This window comes from Paraburkholderia sp. BR10937, assembly GCF_040965695.1.
Taxonomy (GTDB): Bacteria; Pseudomonadota; Gammaproteobacteria; order Burkholderiales; family Burkholderiaceae; genus Paraburkholderia.
The window spans coordinates 1-20,141 of record NZ_JBFRCL010000061.1 but is presented as its reverse complement, the minus strand read 5'-3'; the positions used below and the strand labels follow the sequence as shown (position 1 = coordinate 20,141).

The window sequence follows — 20,141 nt, the reverse complement described above, 5'->3', positions numbered from 1 at the left end:
CACCTGGCCAGTCAGGCGGCAATCCACACCTGACCGTTTTCCACGCGCGCGGGGAACGCATTGACCGAATGCTGCGGCGCTTCGATGCACTCGCCGGTGGACAGATCGAAGTGATGCTTGTAGATGGGCGAGGCCACCACGATGCGCTCGCCGAAGCTGCCCACGAGTCCGCGCGAGAGCACCGCTGCGTGCGAGTTCGGATCGTAGTTGCCGATGGCGTACACACGCGCGTCGCCGTCGTCGACATGGAACACGGCGACCTGTTCGCCCTTCACGAGCGCGCACACGCCGGTGTTCGGCACGATGTCGTTGAGCGTGCAGACGGGAACCCAGTCGGCCTGACGATGTTCGTTGCTCATTTCGTACTCCTCGGTTCGATGAAAGGGAATCAGACGGTTTCGACGACGACGGGAATGCCGGACAGCGCTTCATGTCGCTTGAATTGCGGCGCCGCTTGCGGGACCTGCATGCGCTCCTCGGGCGTAGCCGGGCGAATCTGGCCGCGCGCTTCGATGAAGGTCACGTGCTGGTCGCCCGCATCGCTGTTGACGAAGTGACGGAAGCGGCGGCGCGTTTCGGGATCGGTCACGGCCTTCTTCCATTCGCATTCGTAGGTGTCCACCACGAGCTGCATTTCCGCTTCGAGTTCGGCGCCAAGGCCCAGCTTGTCGTGCACGACCACGTCGATCAGATAGTCGAGGCCGCCTTCGAGGTTGTCGCGCCACACGCTCGTGCGCTGCAGGCGGTCGGCCGTGCGCACGTAGAACATCAGGAAGCGATCGACGTAGCGCACCAGCGTGGCCTGATCGAGATCGGCAGCGAGCAACTCCGCATGGCGCGGTTTCATGCCGCCATTGCCGCACACATAGAGGTTCCAACCCTTCTCGGTGGCGATGATGCCGACGTCCTTGCCTTGCGCCTCCGCGCATTCGCGCGTGCAGCCCGAGACGCCGAACTTGATCTTGTGCGGCGCGCGCAGCCCCTTGTAGCGGTTCTCGAGTTCGATCGCGAAGCCCACCGAGTCGCCCACGCCGTAGCGGCACCACGTCGACCCGACGCACGACTTCACGGTGCGCAGGGCCTTGCCGTATGCGTGCCCCGATTCGAAGCCTGCGGCGATCAGTTCTTCCCAGACGAAAGGCAACTGCTCGACGCGCGCGCCAAAGAGGTCCACGCGCTGGCCACCCGTGATCTTCGTGTAAAGGCCATACTTCTTCGCCACCTGCCCCACGGCGATGAGGCCTTCCGGCGTGACCTCGCCGCCCGGCATGCGCGGCACCACCGAGTACGTGCCGTCGCGCTGAATGTTGGCGAGGTAGTAGTCGTTCGAATCCTGCAGGCTCGCGTGCTCTTTCTTCAGCACGAATTCGTTCCAGCAGGACGCCAGAATCCCGCCCACGGCCGGCTTGCAGATATCGCAGCCCAGCCCCTTGCCGTGCTTCGCGAGCAGTTCGCCGAAGGTCTTGATGCCCTCCACGCGCACGATGTGATACAGCTCCTGGCGCGAATAATGGAAGTGCTCGCACAGGTGATTATTGACGGCGAGCCCCTGGCGCTTCATCTCCGACTTCATGATCTGCGTGACGAGCGGCACGCAGCCGCCGCACGACGTGCCGGCGTTGCACGCCCCCTTCACCGCGGCGATGGTCGTCGCGCCATCCTGCACGGCCGCGCAGATTTGCGCCTTCGAAACGTTGTTGCACGAGCAGATCTGCGCGGCGTCGGGCAGCGCTTCCACGCCGATCGCAGGCCTGGCCTTGCCGTCGGCCTGCGGCAGGATCATGAATTCGGGCGACTCGGGCAGTTCGATGCCGTTGAGCATCATCTGCAGCAGCGTGCCGTATTCGCTCGCGTCGCCCACCATCACCGCGCCGAGCAGCTTCTTGCCGCAATCGGACACCACGATCTTCTTGTAGACCTGGCGGCGCTCGTCGGCATAGCGGTAGGAACGGCTGCCGGGCGTCTTGCCGTGCGCGTCGCCGATGCTCGCGACGTCCACGCCCATCAGCTTGAGCCTGGTGCTCATGTCGGCGCCCGCGAAGCTCGTTGCCTCGCCCGCCAGCGCTTTGGCGGCGATGCGCGCCATGTCGTAACCGGGGGCGACGAGGCCGAAGATCTGCCCTTGCCAGAGCGCGCATTCGCCGATGGCGTAGATGTTCGCGTCGCTCGTGCGGCACTGGTCGTCGATCACGATGCCGCCGCGCGCGCCGATTTCGAGGCCGCAGGCGCGGGCGACTTCGTCGCGCGGGCGAATGCCGGCCGAGAACACGATCATGTCGGCGTCGAGGTGCGAGCCGTCGGCGAACTGCATGCGGTTGGCGGCTGTTGCGCCGTCCACCGTCGTGCCGTCCACGATGGCCAGCGTGTTCTTCTGCGTGTGCACGCTCACGCCGAGTTCTTCGATCTTGCCGCGCAACATGCGGCCGCCGTCGTCGTCGACCTGCACCGCCATCAGGCGCGGCGCGAATTCCACCACGTGCGTCTCGAGGCCCAGGTCGCGCAAGGCTTTCGCGCATTCGAGACCGAGCAGGCCGCCGCCCACCACCACGCCCGTCTTTGCGTGCGCGCCGCGCGCCTGCATCGCTTCGAGATCGTCGATGGTTCGGTAGACGAAGCAATCGGCGCGATCATTGCCCGCGATGGGCGGCACGAACGCCGAGGAGCCGGTGGCCAGCACGAGCTTGTCATACGAAAGCGTCTCGCCGTTGGACACCTCGATGGTGCGCGCTTCGCGATCGATCGACACCGCCTTCGCGTTCAGCACGAGACGCACGTTCGCGCGCTCGAAGAAGCCGGGCGCCACGAGCGAGAGATCGTCCGCCGACTTGCCCGCGAAGAATTCGGAGAGGTGCACGCGGTCGTAGGCGGGACGCGGTTCCTCGCAGAGCACGGTCACGCGCGCGTTGGGCGCGCCGTCCGCAAGGAGGCACTCGAGAAATTTATGGCCCACCATGCCATGGCCGACGACGACGATCTCCATCGCTGTCGAACTGTTCACTTCGTTCGCTGCTTGCACCATGCTGAGCCCCTGCCAATAAAAAAGGCGTCCCGCGATTCCAGCTTGCGCGAAGCCAGATTCGGGGGACGCCGTTGCCCTGAATTCGAAACCCTCGTGCGCCGCGCTACTGCTTGCGGCCGAATCCCCATTGATTCGCGTGGCACTTGCTGCGAAGCGATATGCAAGCACTGTGCCAATCTGCGTGCATCCCGCGCAACGCGCCGTCCGGCGGACTTCGGCGGCTGGCGAGCGGAGCGTCCGGCACAACGCCCGCGCGCGCATCGCGATGCAGGCCAGCCCAGGATTGGTGCCGTGCAGCACATTGACAGTGCGCCCTGGGCGTGCAGGTTGCGACTTTGTCAATTGGGGGTGGCCGGCCAAGGGCGGGCGGCGCGAGCGCGCGCGAGTTGGTCTGGAACTTGCGTGAGTCTGAGTGCCCGGCAGCGTTGCCGGGCATGCAACCTGGGGCCGCGCTTCGCGCCTCGATTCGAACACACCGGACAATGGCGTCCCCTCGTCGCAAGCGGCGAGCGGACGCCATTTGTTTTATGGCGCTCCTCACGTGGGTGCGCGCAATACAAAGGAAGACGACGATGATGACGGGCAACGAAGGCAAGGTCACACTGGTGAGCGCAGGTCCGGGCGATCTCGACCTGCTTACCCTGAAGGCGGCGAAGGTGCTCGCAAGCGCCGACGTCGTGCTGCTCGACGACCTCGTGAATCCGGAAATCGTCACGCTCGCGCCGCAGGCCCGCGTGATCCGCGTGGGCAAGCGAGGCGGCTGCCGCTCCACCCCGCAGGCCTTCATCGAGCGGCTGATGCAGCGCTACGCGCGCCGCGGCTCGCACGTGGTGCGCGTGAAAGGCGGCGACGCGCTGCTGTTCGGCCGCGCCGGGGAAGAACTCGCGGCTCTGCGCCATGCGGGCGTGACGGTGGAGATCGTGAACGGCGTGTCTTCGGCGTTCGCGGCAGCCGCGGGACTCGGCGTGTCGCTCACGCATCGCGACCATTGCCAGGGCGTGATCTTCGTGACCGCGCACTTGCGCGACCACAGCGAACCGGACTGGCAGGCGCTCGCCGCGACGGGCATGACGCTCGCCATCTATATGGGCATGAGCCGCATCGAGTCGCTGTGCGCAACGCTCGTGGGCGCGCTGCCCACGGCGACGCCCGCCGCCGTGGTGCAGTGGGCGGGCAGCGCGAACGAGCGGCGCGTTACGGGCACGCTCGGCACGATCGCGGCGCACGCGCGTGCAGCAGGCCTTGGCAGCCCCGCCATCATCCTCGTGGGCAACGCGATTGGCGAGGCGGCTTCGTTCGCCATTTCGCCTGCGTCGTTCGGCGTGAATTCGCGCGAAGCGGGTGTGGAGCACCTGCGTCGCCGCGCGTAAACGCGTTAGCGGCCCGTCGCTTGCGCGCGGGCCGCATCCTGCTCACCACTTAGGTCTTTAGTTGCTTGCGCTCGCCTGAGCGCCCTGCACGACGGCCGGCGCCATCGCCGGCTCCTGGGGCAGCGCCCATTCGAGCCAGCGCGCGCGATGCAGCACCACGAGTCCGAATGCAGCCGCCGCGATCACGCCGAACGTCGCGAAGCCCATCTGGTAGCTGCCGGTGCTCTCCTTGGCAATGCCCATGATGACCGGCAGATAGAAGCCGCCGATTCCCCCAGCCGCGCCGATGATGCCCGACATCAGCCCGGTGCGGCCCTGCCAGCGGCGCGGCACGAGCTGGAACGTCGCGCCGTTGCCGAGACCGAAGAACACGTAGGTGAACGCGAGCAGCGCAATGCCGGCGGCGAACGGCGGCATCCACAGCGCGAACGCGAAGTCGCACACCGAGATCGCGGCAAGCAGCACCACGAGTGCTCGCACGCCCGAGATGCGATCCGCGATCAGGCCGCCGAGCGGGCGCACCATCGCGCCGGTCAGCGCGAGCAGCGACATCACCACGCCGGCTTCGAGCTTAGGCACCTGGTAGAGCGAAATCAGCAGCGTCGAGACGTAGGACGACATGCCGACGAAGCCGCCGAACGTGATGCTGTACACGAGCATCACGACCCACGTGTCGCCTTCGGTCAGCACCGCGCGGTAGTGGCGCGGCAACACGCCTATGGCGAGCAGCGCGCCCAGCACCGGCAACAGCAGCACGCCGGTCTTGCCCGCGCCGAACAAGCCGGCATGCACGGCCAGCACGAGCGCGATCAAGCCGGCGAGCGTGATGCCGAACGAGCGCAATGCCTGCGGCGCGCTGCCGGACTTCTGGCCGAGGTCGCGGGCCCAGAAGGTCACGGCCGTCGCGGCGAGCGCGAGCAGCGGCAGCGCCGCGCCCGTGGCGCGCGCCCATCCATAGTGGCTGGCGAGGCCCGGAAAGAGGAAGCCATCGAGCACCGCGCCGATATTGCCGGCCGCGGCGAGGCCGAGCACGAGGCCCTGCACCTTCGGCGGATAGTTGCTGCCCGCCATGGGCAGAGCCACGGCGAAGCTCGCGCCGCCCACGCCGAGCAGCACGCCGAGCACGAGCAGCAAGGTATAGGACGGCGTGCCCGGCAGCATCAGCAGCACGGCGGCGGGGATGGCGGAAAGCGCGATGCCCATCAGCGCGACACGGCGGCCGTCGTAGGCCTGATAGAGATTGCCGAGCGTCACGCGCAGAATCGCCGCGCCGAGCACGGGCACGGCCACGAGCAGGCCCAGTTCGGCCGGCGTCATCGCAATGTCCTTCTGGATGAAAGGCGCGAGCGGCCCGAACATCACCCACACCGTGAAGCCGGTGTCGAAATACAGGAAACACGCGATCAGCGCGCGCCAGTTACCGCTCTTGAGCGAACTTACCAGGTCTTTCACGAGGTTCTCTCCAGTAGTGGATCTCAACCCGCCAGGCGGGCATGCATCCGTTGATTTCGGAATCCGGAATGTCTTTCGGGCGCGCTGTTGCGCGGTTCGGGCTTGCCGACCACGCCCTGCACGAGCCGGTCCATTTCACCTATCACGTGCGCCAGCTCCGCCGTGATCACCGCGAATTCGCGGCCGAACTGGCCGGCGCGGGCGGCCGCCACCCGTGCATTGAGCGCGACGATGTTCGCGCGCAGCGAAATGGCGGCGAGTTCATCGACGATGACGGCCTGGCGCTTCGCCGCCGCGGCTTCCACGCTGCGCAATTCGTCCTGGTACGCCTGGGTCAGCGCCTGCAGCAGGTCGAGCAGCGGCGTGGCGGCAGCGGTGAGTTCCGTCACGGCGGCCTCGCACCCGCTATCGGCCGCCCCGGCGTGAACTGAGCGCTCGAGGCACGCGCATGCGTGCGCGGCGAGCTGCGTGAACGCACGAATGCGCTCGTCGGCCTTGCGTGCGCCGAAATAGAGTTCGCGCAACGCCGTCGAGAACACGCCGGGAAAATGGTCGTCGCCCTCCACCAGCCGTGCGTGCGAGGCCGCAAACGTATCGAGGCATTCGCGCGCGACGACGAGCGCGGCGGCGTCGCCGCGCAAGCCGAGCAGCGCATGCAGGACCACGCGCTGCGAGAGCATGCGCTGACGCCCGGCCAGATTGATGAGCTCGCCGACGATTTCCGCAGAGATGTCAGGTATCGTTTCCCGCATGGTCATCTTTAGTTGTGCAAATCGCGCCGCCAAGGGTTAGTCAGACCACGGCGATTGCGCGACGCGCATAAAAAAAAGCGTCCCGAAGCGCACCCACCACGCACGCTGTGCCGTGGAGTGCCGCTTCGGGACGCCGTTGCCCCGCACGATCGACTGTTCCCGCGCATGGCGGGACGATGATGCAATTCGTTGGAGCCGTCATTGGCCCCGCTGGCGGTAAAGCAATAGATGTGCCACCCGATCCGCAGGCGGCTCGCGCGCCCCGCGCAACGCCCGGCTGGCGCGGGTTTCACGGTTCACGCAGGGCGCGTAGCCCGCGAAACGATGACCGGTTGCGCGCCACCAATCGCGTGCTTCAGGTGACTGCTGCTGGTGCACTGCAGCGTAGCCCCGCACCATCGCCGGGCACCGTCTTGCCCTGCGGCGCGACCGCACTACTCTGTAAACATGGATGGTTGGGCCGCGCCAGCGCGCATGCGCAACGTCGGCCTGGGAGGTGCATCATGAAGCCAGCCGCAATCGCCCTCGCACTCGCGTGGAGCGCCGTCGGCCTCGTTATCTCGTCGGCGGCGGGCGCCGCGAATGAAGCGACGATCGTCATCGTCTCGGGCACCTACGGCAGCAACTGCGGCGCGCCACGCGGCAATGTCACGCGCGATCTCGCCGCGCGCTGCGACGGTTTGCGAACCTGCAGCTATCCGGTGTCGGTGGTCGCCGCGCAGTCGGGCAGCTGTCGCAACGACTATCTCGCCGAGTGGCGCTGCGGCGGTCATGAATTCCACAACGCTGCGCTGGCTCCCGGTGCGGGCCAGGGCGATCGGCTCATTCTCAGTTGCATGCCTTCGAGTGGTCCGGGACATTGAAGCCTGCAAATAAGAATCAGAATCGCAGCCCGCGCACGATGCCATTTTCAGCGCACGGCTAACCACCTTTCTCGCTGGCGCAAGGCGGGCCGCGCGTTCATTGTCCCTTTTCAGTGCGTGTAATAGACTCAATTCGACGACGCGCGCCGCACCACTCACAGGCGACTGCAAACATCATGGAGTTGTGCTCCCTGTCACGGGGTCACGCCAGGAAGAAGCGCAACGTCGGCGCACAGTTTCTCGTACTACCTGGAGTTCCGGCGGTCCTCGCCGGAACGCGATAGGAGCCTGGGCGTGTCTGGGTTGCGCGCCGAGGCCTGCGAGGAGACACAGACGATGCTGCTGCCCACTACATCAACGCCGAAGGCGCAGTCCCGGGATTTGCTCGATGTCCTGATCCGCGCCGCGCTCATTGCCGTCCTGGCAATGTTTTGCTTTCGCATCTTTGCCCCGTTCCTCGACCTCATGGTCTGGTCCGTGATTCTCGCGGTCACGCTATATCCGCTGCAAATGAAGCTGCAACGCAGCTTCCCTCACAAGGATGGACTCATCGCCACGCTCATCATTCTCGCGGCGTTCGCCGTGATCCTCGCGCCCACGTGGCTGCTCGGTGTCGCCGTGGCCGATTCGATCGAGCATGCCATGAGCGTCGCGAAGGGCGGCACGTTTCATATCCCGCCTCCCGCCGACTCGATCGCTCACTGGCCAATCGTCGGTCAGCGCGTATACGACTTCTGGATGCAGGCATCGACCGACATCACCGGGCTCGTGCAGCGGTTCGCGCCGCAACTGAAGGCGGCCGGCCTCGCGCTGCTCGGCACGATCACCGGCCTCGGCGCCGCGCTGCTGATTTTCTTCGTAGCCCTGATCATTGCAGGCATTCTCATGGCCCACGGCGAGACGGGCTATCGCAGCACGGTGCAGATCGCGTCGCGCGTTTCCGGCCCGGAAAACGGCCCGCAGATCGCCGACCTTTGCACCGCCACGATTCGCGCCGTCGCCCAGGGCGTGGTGGGCATCGCGTTCATCCAGATGGTGTTGATCGGCGTCGGCTTCATCGTGATGGGCATTCCCGGCGCTGGCCTGCTCGCGCTGGCCGTGCTGCTGATCGGCATCATGCAGCTGCCCGCCACGCTCATCACCGTGCCCGTCATCATCTTCGTGATCATGACGCAGGGCGTGAGCACGGCGACCATCGTGTTCTCCGTGTACGAGTTCGTTGCCGGTCTCGCCGACAACGTGCTCAAGCCGCTGTTGCTTGGCCGCGGCGTGGCGGTGCCGATGCCCGTGGTGCTGATCGGCGCGATTGGCGGCATGGTCACGGGCGGCGTGATCGGCCTGTTCATCGGTCCGGTGATGCTCGCCGTCGGCTACCAACTGTTCTGGCGCTGGGTGAAAGACCAGCCGCAATCCGAACGCGCACGAGAAGAACAGCAGGCTTGAGCCGCGAGGCCGCCCGGTGATCTTCTGCGAGCGCCCTTACTGGCTCCCGCTCGGCGCCTGCTGCCTGAGCACGCTGCTGGGCGCCTGCATGCGCGTGGGCCCCGACTTTCAGCCCCAACGCGAAAGCTGGAGCGAGCACTGGAGCAGCGCGTCGATCGAGCAGGTCACGTCGATCGCGGCACCAGCCAACGCGCAACCCGACGCGCGGCAATGGTGGCGCGTATTCGGCGACGAAAATCTCGAGCAGCTGATTGCCGCGGCCGACGCGAACAACGGCGACCTGAAGATCGCCGCGTTGCGCGTGATCGAGGCGCGCGCCCAGCTCGGCATCGCGCTCGCGGGACGTTACCCGCAGGTGCAGCAGGCCAACGCCGACGTGCTGGCCTCGGCGCGCAAGCGCCACGACGGTTTCGACCCGCGTTCGGGTGCGTACTTTCAATACGGGCTTGGCTTCAGCATCGGCTGGGAACTGGACTTCTGGGGGCGCTTCAGCCGCGCGATCGAATCGGCCGACGCCTCGTTCTTCGCCGCCCGGGACAACCGCGAAGACGCGCTCGTGCTCATTCACGCGCAGGTCGCGGACACCTATTTCACGCTGCGCACGACCGAAGCGCGCCTGCGCATTGCGCGTGAAAACGCGCAGCTGCAAAAGCGCAGCTACGAGATCACGCAGAAGCTATTCAAGAGCGGCGAAACCGACGAGCTCGATCTCCAGCAAGCGAAAACCCAGTATCTCGGCACGCTGAGCAGCATTCCGGTATTCGAAAGCCAGATCGCGGTCGCGCGTCACGCGCTTAGCGTGCTGCTCGGGCGCCCGCCCGGCCCGCTGCCGGAACTCGACGTGCAGCCGGCCAAGGCAGGCTTCGTCCCGCTCATCGACCGCGCCGTGCTGCAGGATGTGCCCGCGAGGCTGTTGCTGCGCCGGCCGGACGTGCGCGCCGCGGAGCAGCAGATGGCCGCGCAGTCGGCGTTGATCGGCGTGGCGAAGGCCGATCTGTATCCGTCCATTTCGCTGGTCGGCTCGCTCGCCTGGAGCGCCAGTTCGCTTGCGGGCGCGCCGAGCACGCTTGGCGTGGCGGGCGGGCCGAGCATCACATGGAACCTGTTCGATCACGGCCTCATCACGAACAACGTGCGCGTGCAGGACGCCCGCCTGCAGCAATTGATCGTCGCGTATCAGGACACCGTGCGCGACGCGGCGCGCGAGGCCGACGACGCCGCAACGGCGCTCAACGCGGCACTGCAGCGCGATACGATCCTGCACGACGCGCAAGGCGCGGCACAGCGCTCGCTCACGCTCGCCAATACGATCTACCGCGAAGGGTACTCGGACTTCCAGCGCGTGCTCGACGCGCAGCGCGCGCTCTCCGCGCAGCAGGACGCGTTCGTCGTCAATCGCGGCAACGCCGTGAGCAGCCTGATTGCGCTGTACAAGGCCGTGGACGGCGGCTGGGAGCTGGACCAGCCGCTCATCGATCCGGTGACCCGTGCCCAGATGCAGCGACGCACGGACTGGGGCGACCTGCTCGACGAACCGGCGTCGCCCGCTGCCGCGCAGAACCCTGGCAATCAACCGGAGGGGCCGACACGATGAGCAGCGCGTCCGAACCTTCGAGCCCGCGCGAGGCGCCGCCCGCTCCCGACTCCTCGGGCAAGGCGCTCAAGTGGATCGTCGTCCTGATCGTCGTCAGCCTGATCTGGTACCTGCTCGCCGATCGCTTCACGCCTTATACGCAGCAGGCGCGCATCGCGGCCTACGTCGTGCCCGTTGCGGCGGAAGTGTCGGGCCGCGTGACGCGCGTGCTCGTGCACAACAACCAGGAGGTCGGCGCGGGCGACGTGCTGTTCGAAATCGACGGCGAGCAATACCGCATTGCTGCCGACCGCGCGCGCGCCGACCTCGAATCCACACGCCGGCAGATCGGTGCGAGCACGGCAGGTATCGATTCGGCGCAAGCGTCATTGCGCGCGGCGCTCGCCAACGAGGTCAAGGCGCGCCAGGACAGCGACCGGCTCGAACGGCTGTACCGCGAAGACGAGGGCACGGTCTCGCTGCGGCGGCTCGAAGTGGCGCGCGCCCCGCACGAGCAGGCGCAAAGCCAGGTCGAAGCGGCCCGGGCCGAGGTCGAACGCGCACGCGAACAGCAAGGCGGCAACGAGGCGGAGAACGCCCAGTTGCGCAGCGCTGCGGCCGCGCTCGAAAAGGCCGAACTCGATCTCGCCAACACGCGCATTCGCGCGCGCTCGGCCGGCGTCATCACCGACTTGCGCACCGAAGTCGGCCAGTTCGCGGCCGCGGGCAATCCGGTCATGACGCTCATCGCCATCCACGATGTCTGGGTCAGCGCGGACATGACGGAGAACAATCTGGGCCGCCTGCATGCGGGCACGCCCGTCGCCATCGCGCTGGACGCGCTGCCTGGCGAAGTGTTCGCGGGACGCATCCGCAGCATCGGCTATGGCGTGAGCGTCGGGCAGAGCACGCCGCCCGGCACTCTGCCCACCGTGCAGAACAGCCGCGACTGGCTGCGTCCCGCGCAACGCTTTCCCGTGATCGTCGAGTTCGACAGCGACGAGCGCGCACGGCTGCGCAACGTCCGCGTGGGCGGGCAGGTCGAAGTGATGGCGTTTCCGAGCGCAGGCAACCCGCTCAATCCGCTCGGTCGCGTGTTCCTGCGCGTGATGAGCTGGCTCTCCTTCCTCTACTGAGCAGCGCCCATGCAAACGAGCCCATCGATTCCCGGCCGCCGCGCGCTACGCGTTGCCACGGGCACGGCGCTCACGCTTGCCATCAGCTTCGCACTCGATTTTCCGGTTCCGGTGATCGCGCCGGTGCTCGCCGTCTTTCTGCTGGCGACGCAAAACCGGCCGCTGCCGCTCAAGGCGGCGTTCGCGCTCGCCCTGGTCGTCGCGCTCACGACGGGCAGCGGCCTGCTGCTCGTCCCCGTGTTGCGCTATTACGCGTTTGCGGGCGTGCTGCTCGTCGGCCTGTGTCTCTTCCTGGCGTTTCGCGCCGGCCTGCGCGGCGGCAACAATCTCGTGGCGACGTTCCTCGCGGCCGGCCTCACGATGATCAGCGCAGCAGGCGTGGCCGACCAGCAACTCGCCGCCACAGTGGTCGGCGCGCTCGTCAAGGGACTGCTGCTCGCCGTGCTCGTCTCGGTCATGAGTCACGCGCTCTTTCCCGAGCCCGGCGCCGCGGGTGCGGGCGCCAAACCCGCCGCGCGCGTCCTGCCGCCGGACGCAGCGTCGCGCATCGCCTTGCAGGCCGCGCTCGTGGTCATGCCCGCCTGGCTGCTGGCGATGAACGACCCCGCGAACTACATGCCGATCATCATGAAGTCCGTGAGCCTCGGCAGGCAAACCTGCACCACGTCGGCACGCGGCGCGGCGCGTGAGCTGCTCGGCTCCACGGCGCTCGGCGGACTGCTCGCCGTCGCGTTCTGGTTTGCGCTCAGGCTCTTCGTGAATATCTGGATGTTCTATCTCTGGATGCTGCTGTTCGGCCTGCTCGTGGCGCGCAAGCTTTATCGCATCCGCCCCACGCGTTACTCGCCCGGCTTCTGGCTGAACAGCCTCGTGACCATGATCATTCTGCTGGGTCAGTCGGTCCAGGACAGCGTGGCGGGCAAGGACGTGTACCGCGCATTCGCCGTGCGCATGGCGCTCTTTCTTGCCGTCACCGCTTACGCGTGCCTGATGCTGCAGATAGTCGAGCGTTTCGCACAGCGTGCCGCGCTCAAGAGGAATACGCCATGAACAATGCGTCTACAAGCGCGGACCATGCCCCGAAAGCACGCGAAATCCTGCTGGAATCGGGCCGGACCATCTGGTACATGCGCCTGCTTCTGGGCGGCCTGCTGCTGATATTCGTTATCCTGACGATTGGCATGTTCTATTTCGGCGGCGCCGTGGAGACGCTGAAGCGCACCCCTTCGCCGATGGGCGAGACCGTGTACTTCTGCGCGATCACGGCACTGACGATCGGTTACGGCGATGTCGTGCCGACCACCACGTTCGGCCGTATCGACGCGGTGCTGCTCGGACTGATCGGCCTCGTGTTTACCGGACTGATCGTCGCCGCCGCCGTGCGAGGCGTGCAGGAGGCCTCACACCATGCGCGCAATCGGGCGTGAGACGGCTTTAAGCATATTCGAGCAGGTGTAATCAGACCCCATCGGGCATCGGGACCCGGCAGGATCGAACATGACGAACACCACCGTCCGTTGGCTGCAACTTCGCATCGCACTGGTAAAAACTGGAGCGGCGATGCTCGCCGCCGTGCTGCCGTGGCAAGCGCACGCGCAGAACGTACCGGGCCAGCTGTCGAACCAGACCGTGATAGGCGGCAACATCAAGCAGCATGCGGACGCCGTGCTGTCCATCATGACCTACACAACAGTGCCGGACGTCACCACCAGCTCGCTTTCGATCAACAACGGCACCACCGGCAATCCGGGCTTCGGGCAGACACAGCTAGGCGGCGGCTTCACGCTGAGCCGGACGTTTCCGTTGTACATGGAAGGCACGCTCGCTTATAGCCGCTACGACCCGACGTTCATCGCGACCGACGGCGCAGAAACACGGGCGGTGCCCACGAGGTGGAATACCTTCAGCGGCACGGTGGGGCTTGGCTGGGACTTCCGCATCACCAACGAACTCGTGTTTCGCCCAATCATCAACGGCACGATCGGACGTGTTTCCAGCGATCTGCGCGTCGGACAAACGTTGTTCAACCATGTCACGGACAGCAATCTCCAGTTCCTCAATAACGGCTATCTGGACGCGTATGGCTACGGCGGCTCGCTTATGCTCGACTATGAGCACTACCGCGAAAACTACGAGATCGATGCGGAACTGCGCGCGACCGATATCTATCTGCGCAGCTTCGGCGGGAGTTCGGAAGCCGTTCAGGGTTCCGCCATGGCGCAGCAGGTGAGCCTCTGGACGCGCTGGCGCGCGCCAACGGGCTGGCACGCGCTGGACAAGCCGGTGCGCTACGTGCTGGAGTTCGCCTACTCGCATTACTTCGGCGACAGCGCCGGGGTGCTCGGCTTCAACGAACTCACTTCGCTGGGCGTGGGCCTGGAACTCGACAGCAGCGCGTATCCCGTCATCATCACCCGTACGCGCGCGATGGTGCGCTATGTGTTTGGCCACAACGTGCGCGGCGTGTCGTTCGGCCTGGCGGTCAGCTTCTAGGAATTCGAACGATGGATGCGCGTGAGGAGAATTACGATGAGTCCGAGAGGTGAGCGTCAATTACGTTCAACAGCAGGTTCCGTATCGAGGCGTCTCGTGCTCGCCGGCGCTTGTGCCTGCCTGCTGTCATTGGCGGGATGTCCCTACTACGCGGCGCCACCCGGCACCGTGGTCATGACGCCCGCCAGCTACGACCGGTCATTCGCCGCCGCGGCGGGCGCCATGCGCGACGAGGGACTCGCGATCACCGTGCAGGACCCCGGCACGGGCACGATTGCGGGGACGCTCGACGGCGGCACCGTGACGGCGAACGTGCGTCAGCAAGCCGACGGCAGCGTGGTCGTGAAATTCGATACCGCCGACGCACGCGACCCCACGCTGATACACCGGGTCGTGAGCAGCTACGACCGGCGCATGGGGCGCTAGACGGATCGTTTTCCAGTCGCACGCGGCGCCCGCAAGCGCCGGCCCAGCCGCTTACGCAACGTGCGCGGCAAACCCCGTGCGTTCCGGCGCGACGTCTTCACGCAGCGTGAGCGCGGGAATTTCATACGCACCGCCGTTCTGCTTGCGAAACGCGATCGGTTCGGTCTGCGCCAGCGCATCGAGGCGAGTGCCGAGCGCGTCGCGCGTTTGCGCATAACGCTCCTCGTCCATGCGCCCCGTGCGATACACGAGAAACGGCGGCAGCACGTCGTAGCCCGGGTAATAGAGCACGCCATGATGGATGGGGAACAGAATGTCGTCGATCGGGCCGTTCACGCCCCGAGGCCCGTAATGCGACGCCCAGCCGCCCATCGTCACGACGAGCATCGCGCGCTTGCCGGCCAGCGTTCCTTCGCCGTAGCGGTCTCCCCAGCGCAGGTCGGAGTGCTCGCCCACGCCATAGGCGAAGCCGTACGCGAAAACACGCTCCACCCAGCCCTTGAGGATGGCCGGCATGGAGAACCACCAAAGCGGAAACTGCAGGATAAGCGTATCGGCCCACAAGAGCTTCGCCTGCTCCTGCGCGATGTCCCCGGCCTGGAGGCCGTTCTCGAAAGCGTGCTTCGAATCGAGTGACGGGTCAAACGGCGCGTCGCTCCGGCGCTCGACGCTGTCCTGCGCGTCGAGCGCCGCTTTCCAGTTCATGGCATAGAGGTCCGACACCTGAACGGCGTGACCCGCCGTCTCGAGACGCCGCACGGTGAAATCTCTGAGCGCGCCGTTGAGCGACTTCGGTTCGGGATGTGCATAGACGAGCAGGATATTCATGGGGTGGGCTCCGTGATCTGGTACGAACCCAGCTTAGTTGTCCGGCTGCTATATTGGAAATGAATAACGGAAATACCAGCCATTATGTCCGCTAATTTGCGCAGTCTCGATCTCAACCTGCTCGTCACGCTCGACGTGCTGCTCGCCGAGCACAACGTCACACGCGCGGCGCGACGCCTGAGCCTCTCGCAGCCCTCGGTCAGCGTGCATCTGGCGAGGCTGCGCGAGGTATTGGGCGATCCACTGTTGCTGCCAGGCCCACGCGGCATGCAGCCCACGGCGCGCGCGCTGGCTTTGCGCGAGCCCCTGCGCGAGGCGCTCGAGTCGCTCGAGCGCGCCATTGCGCCCGAGAGCCCGTTCGATCCGGCCAGCGCCCGCGATACCTGGTGCGTGGCCGCGAGCGACTATGGCGAGTCCACCATCGCGCTGCCGGCGCTGCGTGGCTTGCGCGAGGCCGCGCCGCATACGCGCCTGGCCGTGGTCGAACTCGCGCCTGCGCGCGTTGCGAAGCAGGCTGCGCAGGGCGAAATCGATCTGGCGTTCCATACCACCAGCGACGCCCCCGAGAACTTGCGCCGCCGCGCGCTCTTCACCGAGCGCTACGTACTCGCGGGACGCGCGGACCATCCGCGCCTGAAGCGCCGGCCGGGCATCAAGCAGTTCTGCGCTCTCGAACACGTCATCGTCTCGCCCGATGGCGGCGGATTTCGCGGCATCACCGACGAAATGCTTTCACAAGCCGGACTCACGCGGCGCGTCGTGCTCTCCGTTCCGCACTTCCTTTTCGTCATTTCAGTCCTCGAACGCAGCGACCTGGTGGCGATGCTGCCGTGGCGGCTCGTGCGCGACAGCGCGGCGCTGCGCGTGGTCGAAGCGCCTGTCGAGGTACCCGGCTACGAAATGTGCATGCTCTGGCACGAGCGCTCGCATCGCGACCCCGCGCATCGCTGGCTGCGCGAGCAGATCGCCCTCGCTGTGTAACTGCTTGCGGATTGCGATACGTGTCGAGGTGGATGCGATGACCCTCCCAGTTCCACCATTCTTCTTCGGGTTGCTGGCCCTCCCGCCATTGAAATTCAGGCGGGAGGAATGGCTGCATATCGCGCCAGACGGTCTGGTTTGCGTAGGTCATGAGCATGATGGCACTTGCGGTGGGCTGTCGGACGAGTGAGCGCACGCTGAAGCGCAGGCTTCAGGAAGAAGGCGCCTGTTTCCGGGACATATCGAACACCGTGCGCAATGCCATGTCAGGCAAGGGGGCACAGCAAGGTAGGGCCACATCGCTTCACCTGCACAACGGGCGCCTGGTGAAACAGTTACAAGATAAGTATTGACGCCGGACCATCCGGCGGGGTACCGTTCGTTTCGAAGTTCAAGAAGTTCGATTGCTGTTCATCAATTGCTCGCTCCTCCGCGGTATTCGTTGTCCTCTCCCTCCTTGAAGCTTCACGCGCTCTTCAATAGAGCAAATTCCCGCATTTCTTTCTCAAGGATTCTTTATGGATACCGGCACCGTTAAGTGGTTCAACGACAGCAAAGGCTTTGGTTTCATCACCCCGGACAAGGGCGGTGACGACCTGTTCGCTCACTTCTCCGAAATCAGGAGCGAAGGCTTCAAGACGCTGACTGAAAATCAGAAGGTGAGCTACGAAACGAAGCAAGGCCCGAAGGGGCTGCAAGCGGCTAACATCAAGCCGCTGTAAAGTTGAAGGGCCCGGCCTCCTCAGACGGACGCCGGGTTGCAGCGACACCCTCGCGGAGCTTTGTCTCCCTCAGTTGGCGCGATTTCTCCTGATTGGCATCTGTTTATTCAGCAGCGTGCCAGCGCCATACGTCTCGTTGCGCCTCATTCTCCCCTCAGGGTTTAACGCCCTTTATCGCTTTTCGACTGCCGAAGAATTCGGCTCGAATGGCCTTGAATCGGCGCGCCCGTGCGCTATTCGCACGGCATGTGCGCGCTCAAATATTATTAAAATTAAAATGCAGAACAAACAAATTCAACATTACAACGGCTATGCCGTCCAATCCTCGGCGCATCGTTTGCCCGATGGCAGCTTTTCATCCAACCTGTTGCTCGAACTCATCGACGGCGAGCGAGCCGAAGGCCGCTACTGGTTCTATTCGCTCGATTACTTCAAGAGTGAAGAGCAAGCGTTGCAGCACTCGACACAGTGGGCACGCAACTGGGTCGACACGCGCGGCTAAAGACGACGCCACCGTTCGAAACACTCAACGCACCTGAAGCACCAGGACGGGTGCAGCAAACGCGCCCGAACATCACGCGGGAAGCCGAACTGCGCATCTTCGGCACGCGTCGCTGACGACACCATTTCCCGTGGCCTCGCCGATCGTGGCGGGATAGATAGCGGCCTTCGGTTACAATACACGACTAGTTCGCTTCGCACAGCGCCGACAAGACGCGTGTTGGTGAGTCGCGAGTCCTGCTTTGATTGATAGTCCAGCGATAACAGTGCTCGCTGGACTGCACGCCCCGACGCGCATCGGTCCGGTATTGCGAGCCGCCGCGTCTGACCCATCCCCTCGCGTACCTGATGCGCCGCCCGGACAAGGTGGTGACCATGACTTCCGGGACGCAAGGGCAGCCCAGTAATTTTCATGCTCCCCATTGCCGCGCGAGCGCTTGTCGATCAACGCTCGCGACGTCTCGTGCAATGCGGCGCCCGAATCCATGTCCCGCCAAATGATCAGGAATCTTGAATGGCCAAAGAAGAACTGCTGGAACTCGACGGTATCGTTGACGAAGTGCTGCCGGACAGCCGTTACCGCGTCACGCTCGACAATGGCGTGGTTGTAGGAGCGTACGCGTCCGGTCGCATTCGCAAGAATCACATTCGCATCCTTGCGGGTGACCGGGTGACGCTGGAACTCTCGGTGTACGACCTGACGAAAGGACGAATCAATTTCCGGCACAAGGATGAGCGAAGCGGTCCCGCAACGCAAAGAACCGCATTTCGCCGTCGTTGATGGCGCGATACGCGACCGTCGGCTGTGACCTTGCCTATGACGCCGTTGCGTGCACATCCACACCACGATTCGCCATTGCTGGCGGATCTCAACCAGGGAAAATAGTGACTACCGTAATTCTGAAACCCGACGAGCCCGTGGACGTTGCGTTACGCCGTTTCCGTCGCGCGATCGAGCGCACCGGCCTGATTCCGGAGCTTCGTGCCCGGACGGCCTATGAAAAACCTACCACAGTACGCAAGCGCAAAAAGGCCGCTGCTGTGGCACGCCTGCGCAAGCAGATCAAACGGTCGTTGCCGCCGAAAAAGCGGTACTGACCGGGAACTGCCGGGCATCCCGCGTAACCTCCGCTCGATCTCCGCCTGGGAGGCTGCCGAGGCAAGGCAGGAAATGGCACGCCGGTCCTGGTGCTAGTCGTGTGGCCGGACGACACTCTTGTTGATCAGGTCGAGGAGCCGGGACGCGGCGAAAGGCTTGCGCAGAAAGGCCCGAAATGCACCCGGGTCAGGCGGCTCCGCGATGGCCGAGATGAGCACGACCGGCACCATCGAAAGCCGGGGGTCGTCGGCGAGTGCTCTGGCCAGGTCGAGACCATTCATGAGAGGCATCATGTAATCGGTGACGACTAGTTCTGGCGGTTGCGAACGCGCGAGCGCCAGCGCTTCTGCGCCATTACGTGCCTGAGCCACCCGATGACCTTCGGACTCGATTAGCCAGACCAGGGCATCGAGCATGCGCGAATCGTCCTCTACCAGCAATATCCTGGCCACGTACCGCCCCTGCTTTTGCGTTTCAGGACGATCCTGAACCATCGGTGCAAAAGCCAACTCGCGTGTCCTTACGTGCATACCATCGGCTTCCAATGCACGCACTAGCGTCTGGCTGTCGATTCGAAGGTCTGGTTCGCTTGTCTTGCCAAAAGCACGCGTTGTTTCAGCGTGCAACTGCGAAGGTTGGGTGGGCAGCATTTTTCATTCCCGCCCGACCTTCCGCGCCATCTGCACAGCAGGACATCAACTGGCCGCTTCAGCCTTTCGCCGCCAACCCCACATCGGACTGGCCATCTAGCGCGGGCCATCACCGGATGCGCCGTCAAAGCGCACGCGCGCGGCATGGATGTCGGGATAACGACGATCGGCCCAATCGATGAGGGCCGCCATTGGGTCCAACAGGGATTGGCCTAGCGGAGCCAGACGATATTCGACGCTGGGGGTTTTTCGAAAACTTCCTTTACGGCCTGCACGTCGCCCAGGGCGGCACGCTACCCGTCTAGTACAACCCGACGACCCGGAAGTCGACCATGGTCGCGACCGACGATATCGGCGCCGGGGCGGCGACGCTGCTGACCGGGCCGGCGTGGTCCGGGCATCGCGTCGTCGAGCTTGGCTCGATGATCAGCGCCGATGAAGTCGCGGCCCATCTGGGCGAAGTCTTGCAGCGCGACGTCAAGGCCTTTCCCATCCCGCGGGCCGGGTGGCCTGCAGCGTTCGAACAGTTCGGCGTCCCGAAGGGACAGACCGGACCCGCGGAAGCGATGTTCGATGCCGTCAACGCGGGCTGGATGGATCTCGGTGTCGCGGGTACGGAGCACATCGCGGGGACGACGTCGCTTCGTGAAGTCTTTGCGGCGGCCCACAAGGCCACTACGGCATGAACAACGGAAATCGGCCGTCCCGTCGAACAGGCGGCCGCACTAGGCAGTATGACTTCACGCGAGGTAGACGGCTGGCCTGCCATGAGGAATCAAACGCGGGTTAGCATTACTGCCAGAGCCGCACGGTGTGGACGGTGCCACACCCGG

Annotated in this window: 21 protein-coding genes; 15 read left to right on the top strand and 6 right to left on the bottom strand. The window is 65.1% G+C overall.

What is annotated here, in order from left to right; genetic code table 11:
- Positions 1-11 precede the first annotated feature (11 nt).
- Both nirD and nirB read right to left on the bottom strand, forming a co-directional pair.
- Positions 12-359: a nitrite reductase small subunit NirD gene (gene nirD / locus AB4Y44_RS34560; RefSeq protein WP_368702044.1), complete on the bottom strand. Its 348-nt coding sequence runs from the start codon at positions 357-359 to the stop codon at positions 12-14.
- A 29-nt stretch (positions 360-388) separates the two neighbouring features.
- Positions 389-2,980 carry a nitrite reductase large subunit NirB gene (nirB, locus tag AB4Y44_RS34555; RefSeq protein WP_342922744.1) on the bottom strand — a complete coding sequence of 864 codons (2,592 nt, stop codon included), beginning with the start codon at positions 2,978-2,980 and terminating at the stop codon, positions 389-391.
- Positions 2,981-3,594: 614 nt separating this feature from the next.
- Here nirB and cobA point away from each other — a divergent pair.
- On the top strand, positions 3,595-4,389 hold the full coding sequence (cobA, locus tag AB4Y44_RS34550) for a uroporphyrinogen-III C-methyltransferase (RefSeq protein ID WP_342922743.1): 795 nt from the start codon (positions 3,595-3,597) through the stop codon (positions 4,387-4,389).
- 57 nt (positions 4,390-4,446) lie between these two features.
- Here the strand turns inward: cobA and AB4Y44_RS34545 are convergent, their stop codons facing one another.
- Complete coding sequence (locus tag AB4Y44_RS34545) at positions 4,447-5,841, bottom strand: MFS transporter (protein WP_368702043.1); 1,395 nt, start codon at positions 5,839-5,841, stop codon at positions 4,447-4,449.
- A gap of 23 nt (positions 5,842-5,864) precedes the next feature.
- Positions 5,865-6,599 (bottom strand): type IV pili methyl-accepting chemotaxis transducer N-terminal domain-containing protein, encoded by a 735-nt coding sequence (locus tag AB4Y44_RS34540; RefSeq protein ID WP_368702042.1) that lies wholly within the window; start codon positions 6,597-6,599, stop codon positions 5,865-5,867.
- Between the two features lie 497 nt (positions 6,600-7,096).
- On the opposite strand from AB4Y44_RS34540, the gene AB4Y44_RS34535 reads away from it, so the two are divergent.
- The 8 genes from AB4Y44_RS34535 (at position 7,097) to AB4Y44_RS34500 (ending at position 14,527) form a co-directional block, all read left to right on the top strand.
- The gene (locus AB4Y44_RS34535; RefSeq protein ID WP_342922670.1) at positions 7,097-7,456 is read left to right on the top strand and encodes a hypothetical protein; all 360 of its coding nucleotides are present in this window, start codon (positions 7,097-7,099) and stop codon (positions 7,454-7,456) included.
- 336 nt (positions 7,457-7,792) lie between these two features.
- A complete protein-coding gene (locus AB4Y44_RS34530; RefSeq protein ID WP_368702057.1) occupies positions 7,793-8,899 on the top strand; it encodes an AI-2E family transporter in 1,107 nt (368 codons plus the stop codon).
- A 64-nt stretch (positions 8,900-8,963) separates the two neighbouring features.
- A complete protein-coding gene (locus tag AB4Y44_RS34525) occupies positions 8,964-10,493 on the top strand; it encodes a TolC family protein (protein WP_368702056.1) in 1,530 nt (509 codons plus the stop codon).
- Positions 10,490-11,608 carry an HlyD family secretion protein gene (locus AB4Y44_RS34520; RefSeq protein WP_368702041.1) on the top strand — a complete coding sequence of 373 codons (1,119 nt, stop codon included), beginning with the start codon at positions 10,490-10,492 and terminating at the stop codon, positions 11,606-11,608. The genes AB4Y44_RS34525 and AB4Y44_RS34520 overlap by 4 nt, the downstream gene beginning before the upstream one ends.
- 9 nt (positions 11,609-11,617) lie before the next feature.
- Positions 11,618-12,658 (top strand): DUF2955 domain-containing protein, encoded by a 1,041-nt coding sequence (locus AB4Y44_RS34515; protein WP_342922668.1) that lies wholly within the window; start codon positions 11,618-11,620, stop codon positions 12,656-12,658.
- Positions 12,655-13,035, top strand: coding sequence for a potassium channel family protein (locus AB4Y44_RS34510; protein WP_342922667.1), 381 nt, complete (start codon positions 12,655-12,657; stop codon positions 13,033-13,035). The genes AB4Y44_RS34515 and AB4Y44_RS34510 overlap by 4 nt, the downstream gene beginning before the upstream one ends.
- Before the next feature lie 133 nt (positions 13,036-13,168).
- A complete protein-coding gene (locus AB4Y44_RS34505; protein WP_342922740.1) occupies positions 13,169-14,101 on the top strand; it encodes a hypothetical protein in 933 nt (310 codons plus the stop codon).
- Positions 14,102-14,197: 96 nt separating this feature from the next.
- Complete coding sequence (locus AB4Y44_RS34500; protein WP_368702040.1) at positions 14,198-14,527, top strand: hypothetical protein; 330 nt, start codon at positions 14,198-14,200, stop codon at positions 14,525-14,527.
- Between the two features lie 51 nt (positions 14,528-14,578).
- Here the strand turns inward: AB4Y44_RS34500 and AB4Y44_RS34495 are convergent, their stop codons facing one another.
- Positions 14,579-15,355, bottom strand: a complete 777-nt coding sequence (locus tag AB4Y44_RS34495; protein WP_368702039.1) for an NAD(P)H-dependent oxidoreductase — start codon at positions 15,353-15,355, stop codon at positions 14,579-14,581.
- A gap of 84 nt (positions 15,356-15,439) precedes the next feature.
- On the opposite strand from AB4Y44_RS34495, the gene AB4Y44_RS34490 reads away from it, so the two are divergent.
- The 5 genes from AB4Y44_RS34490 (at position 15,440) to rpsU (ending at position 18,657) form a co-directional block, all read left to right on the top strand.
- Positions 15,440-16,336: a LysR family transcriptional regulator gene (locus AB4Y44_RS34490; RefSeq protein ID WP_342922664.1), complete on the top strand. Its 897-nt coding sequence runs from the start codon at positions 15,440-15,442 to the stop codon at positions 16,334-16,336.
- Between the two features lie 518 nt (positions 16,337-16,854).
- Positions 16,855-17,058: a cold-shock protein gene (locus tag AB4Y44_RS34485; RefSeq protein WP_368702038.1), complete on the top strand. Its 204-nt coding sequence runs from the start codon at positions 16,855-16,857 to the stop codon at positions 17,056-17,058.
- A 277-nt stretch (positions 17,059-17,335) separates the two neighbouring features.
- The gene (locus tag AB4Y44_RS34480; protein ID WP_342922739.1) at positions 17,336-17,560 is read left to right on the top strand and encodes a hypothetical protein; all 225 of its coding nucleotides are present in this window, start codon (positions 17,336-17,338) and stop codon (positions 17,558-17,560) included.
- Between the two features lie 513 nt (positions 17,561-18,073).
- Positions 18,074-18,340 carry a translation initiation factor IF-1 gene (gene infA, locus AB4Y44_RS34475; RefSeq protein ID WP_342922662.1) on the top strand — a complete coding sequence of 89 codons (267 nt, stop codon included), beginning with the start codon at positions 18,074-18,076 and terminating at the stop codon, positions 18,338-18,340.
- A 104-nt stretch (positions 18,341-18,444) separates the two neighbouring features.
- Positions 18,445-18,657: a 30S ribosomal protein S21 gene (rpsU, locus tag AB4Y44_RS34470; RefSeq protein ID WP_342922661.1), complete on the top strand. Its 213-nt coding sequence runs from the start codon at positions 18,445-18,447 to the stop codon at positions 18,655-18,657.
- Between the two features lie 93 nt (positions 18,658-18,750).
- Here rpsU and AB4Y44_RS34465 read toward each other — a convergent pair whose 3' ends face one another.
- On the bottom strand, positions 18,751-19,308 hold the full coding sequence (locus AB4Y44_RS34465; RefSeq protein ID WP_368702037.1) for a response regulator: 558 nt from the start codon (positions 19,306-19,308) through the stop codon (positions 18,751-18,753).
- A gap of 332 nt (positions 19,309-19,640) precedes the next feature.
- Here AB4Y44_RS34465 and AB4Y44_RS34460 point away from each other — a divergent pair, with 332 nt between their 5' ends.
- Positions 19,641-19,994, top strand: a complete 354-nt coding sequence (locus AB4Y44_RS34460; protein ID WP_342922659.1) for a hypothetical protein — start codon at positions 19,641-19,643, stop codon at positions 19,992-19,994.
- Positions 19,995-20,141: the final 147 nt, after the last annotated feature.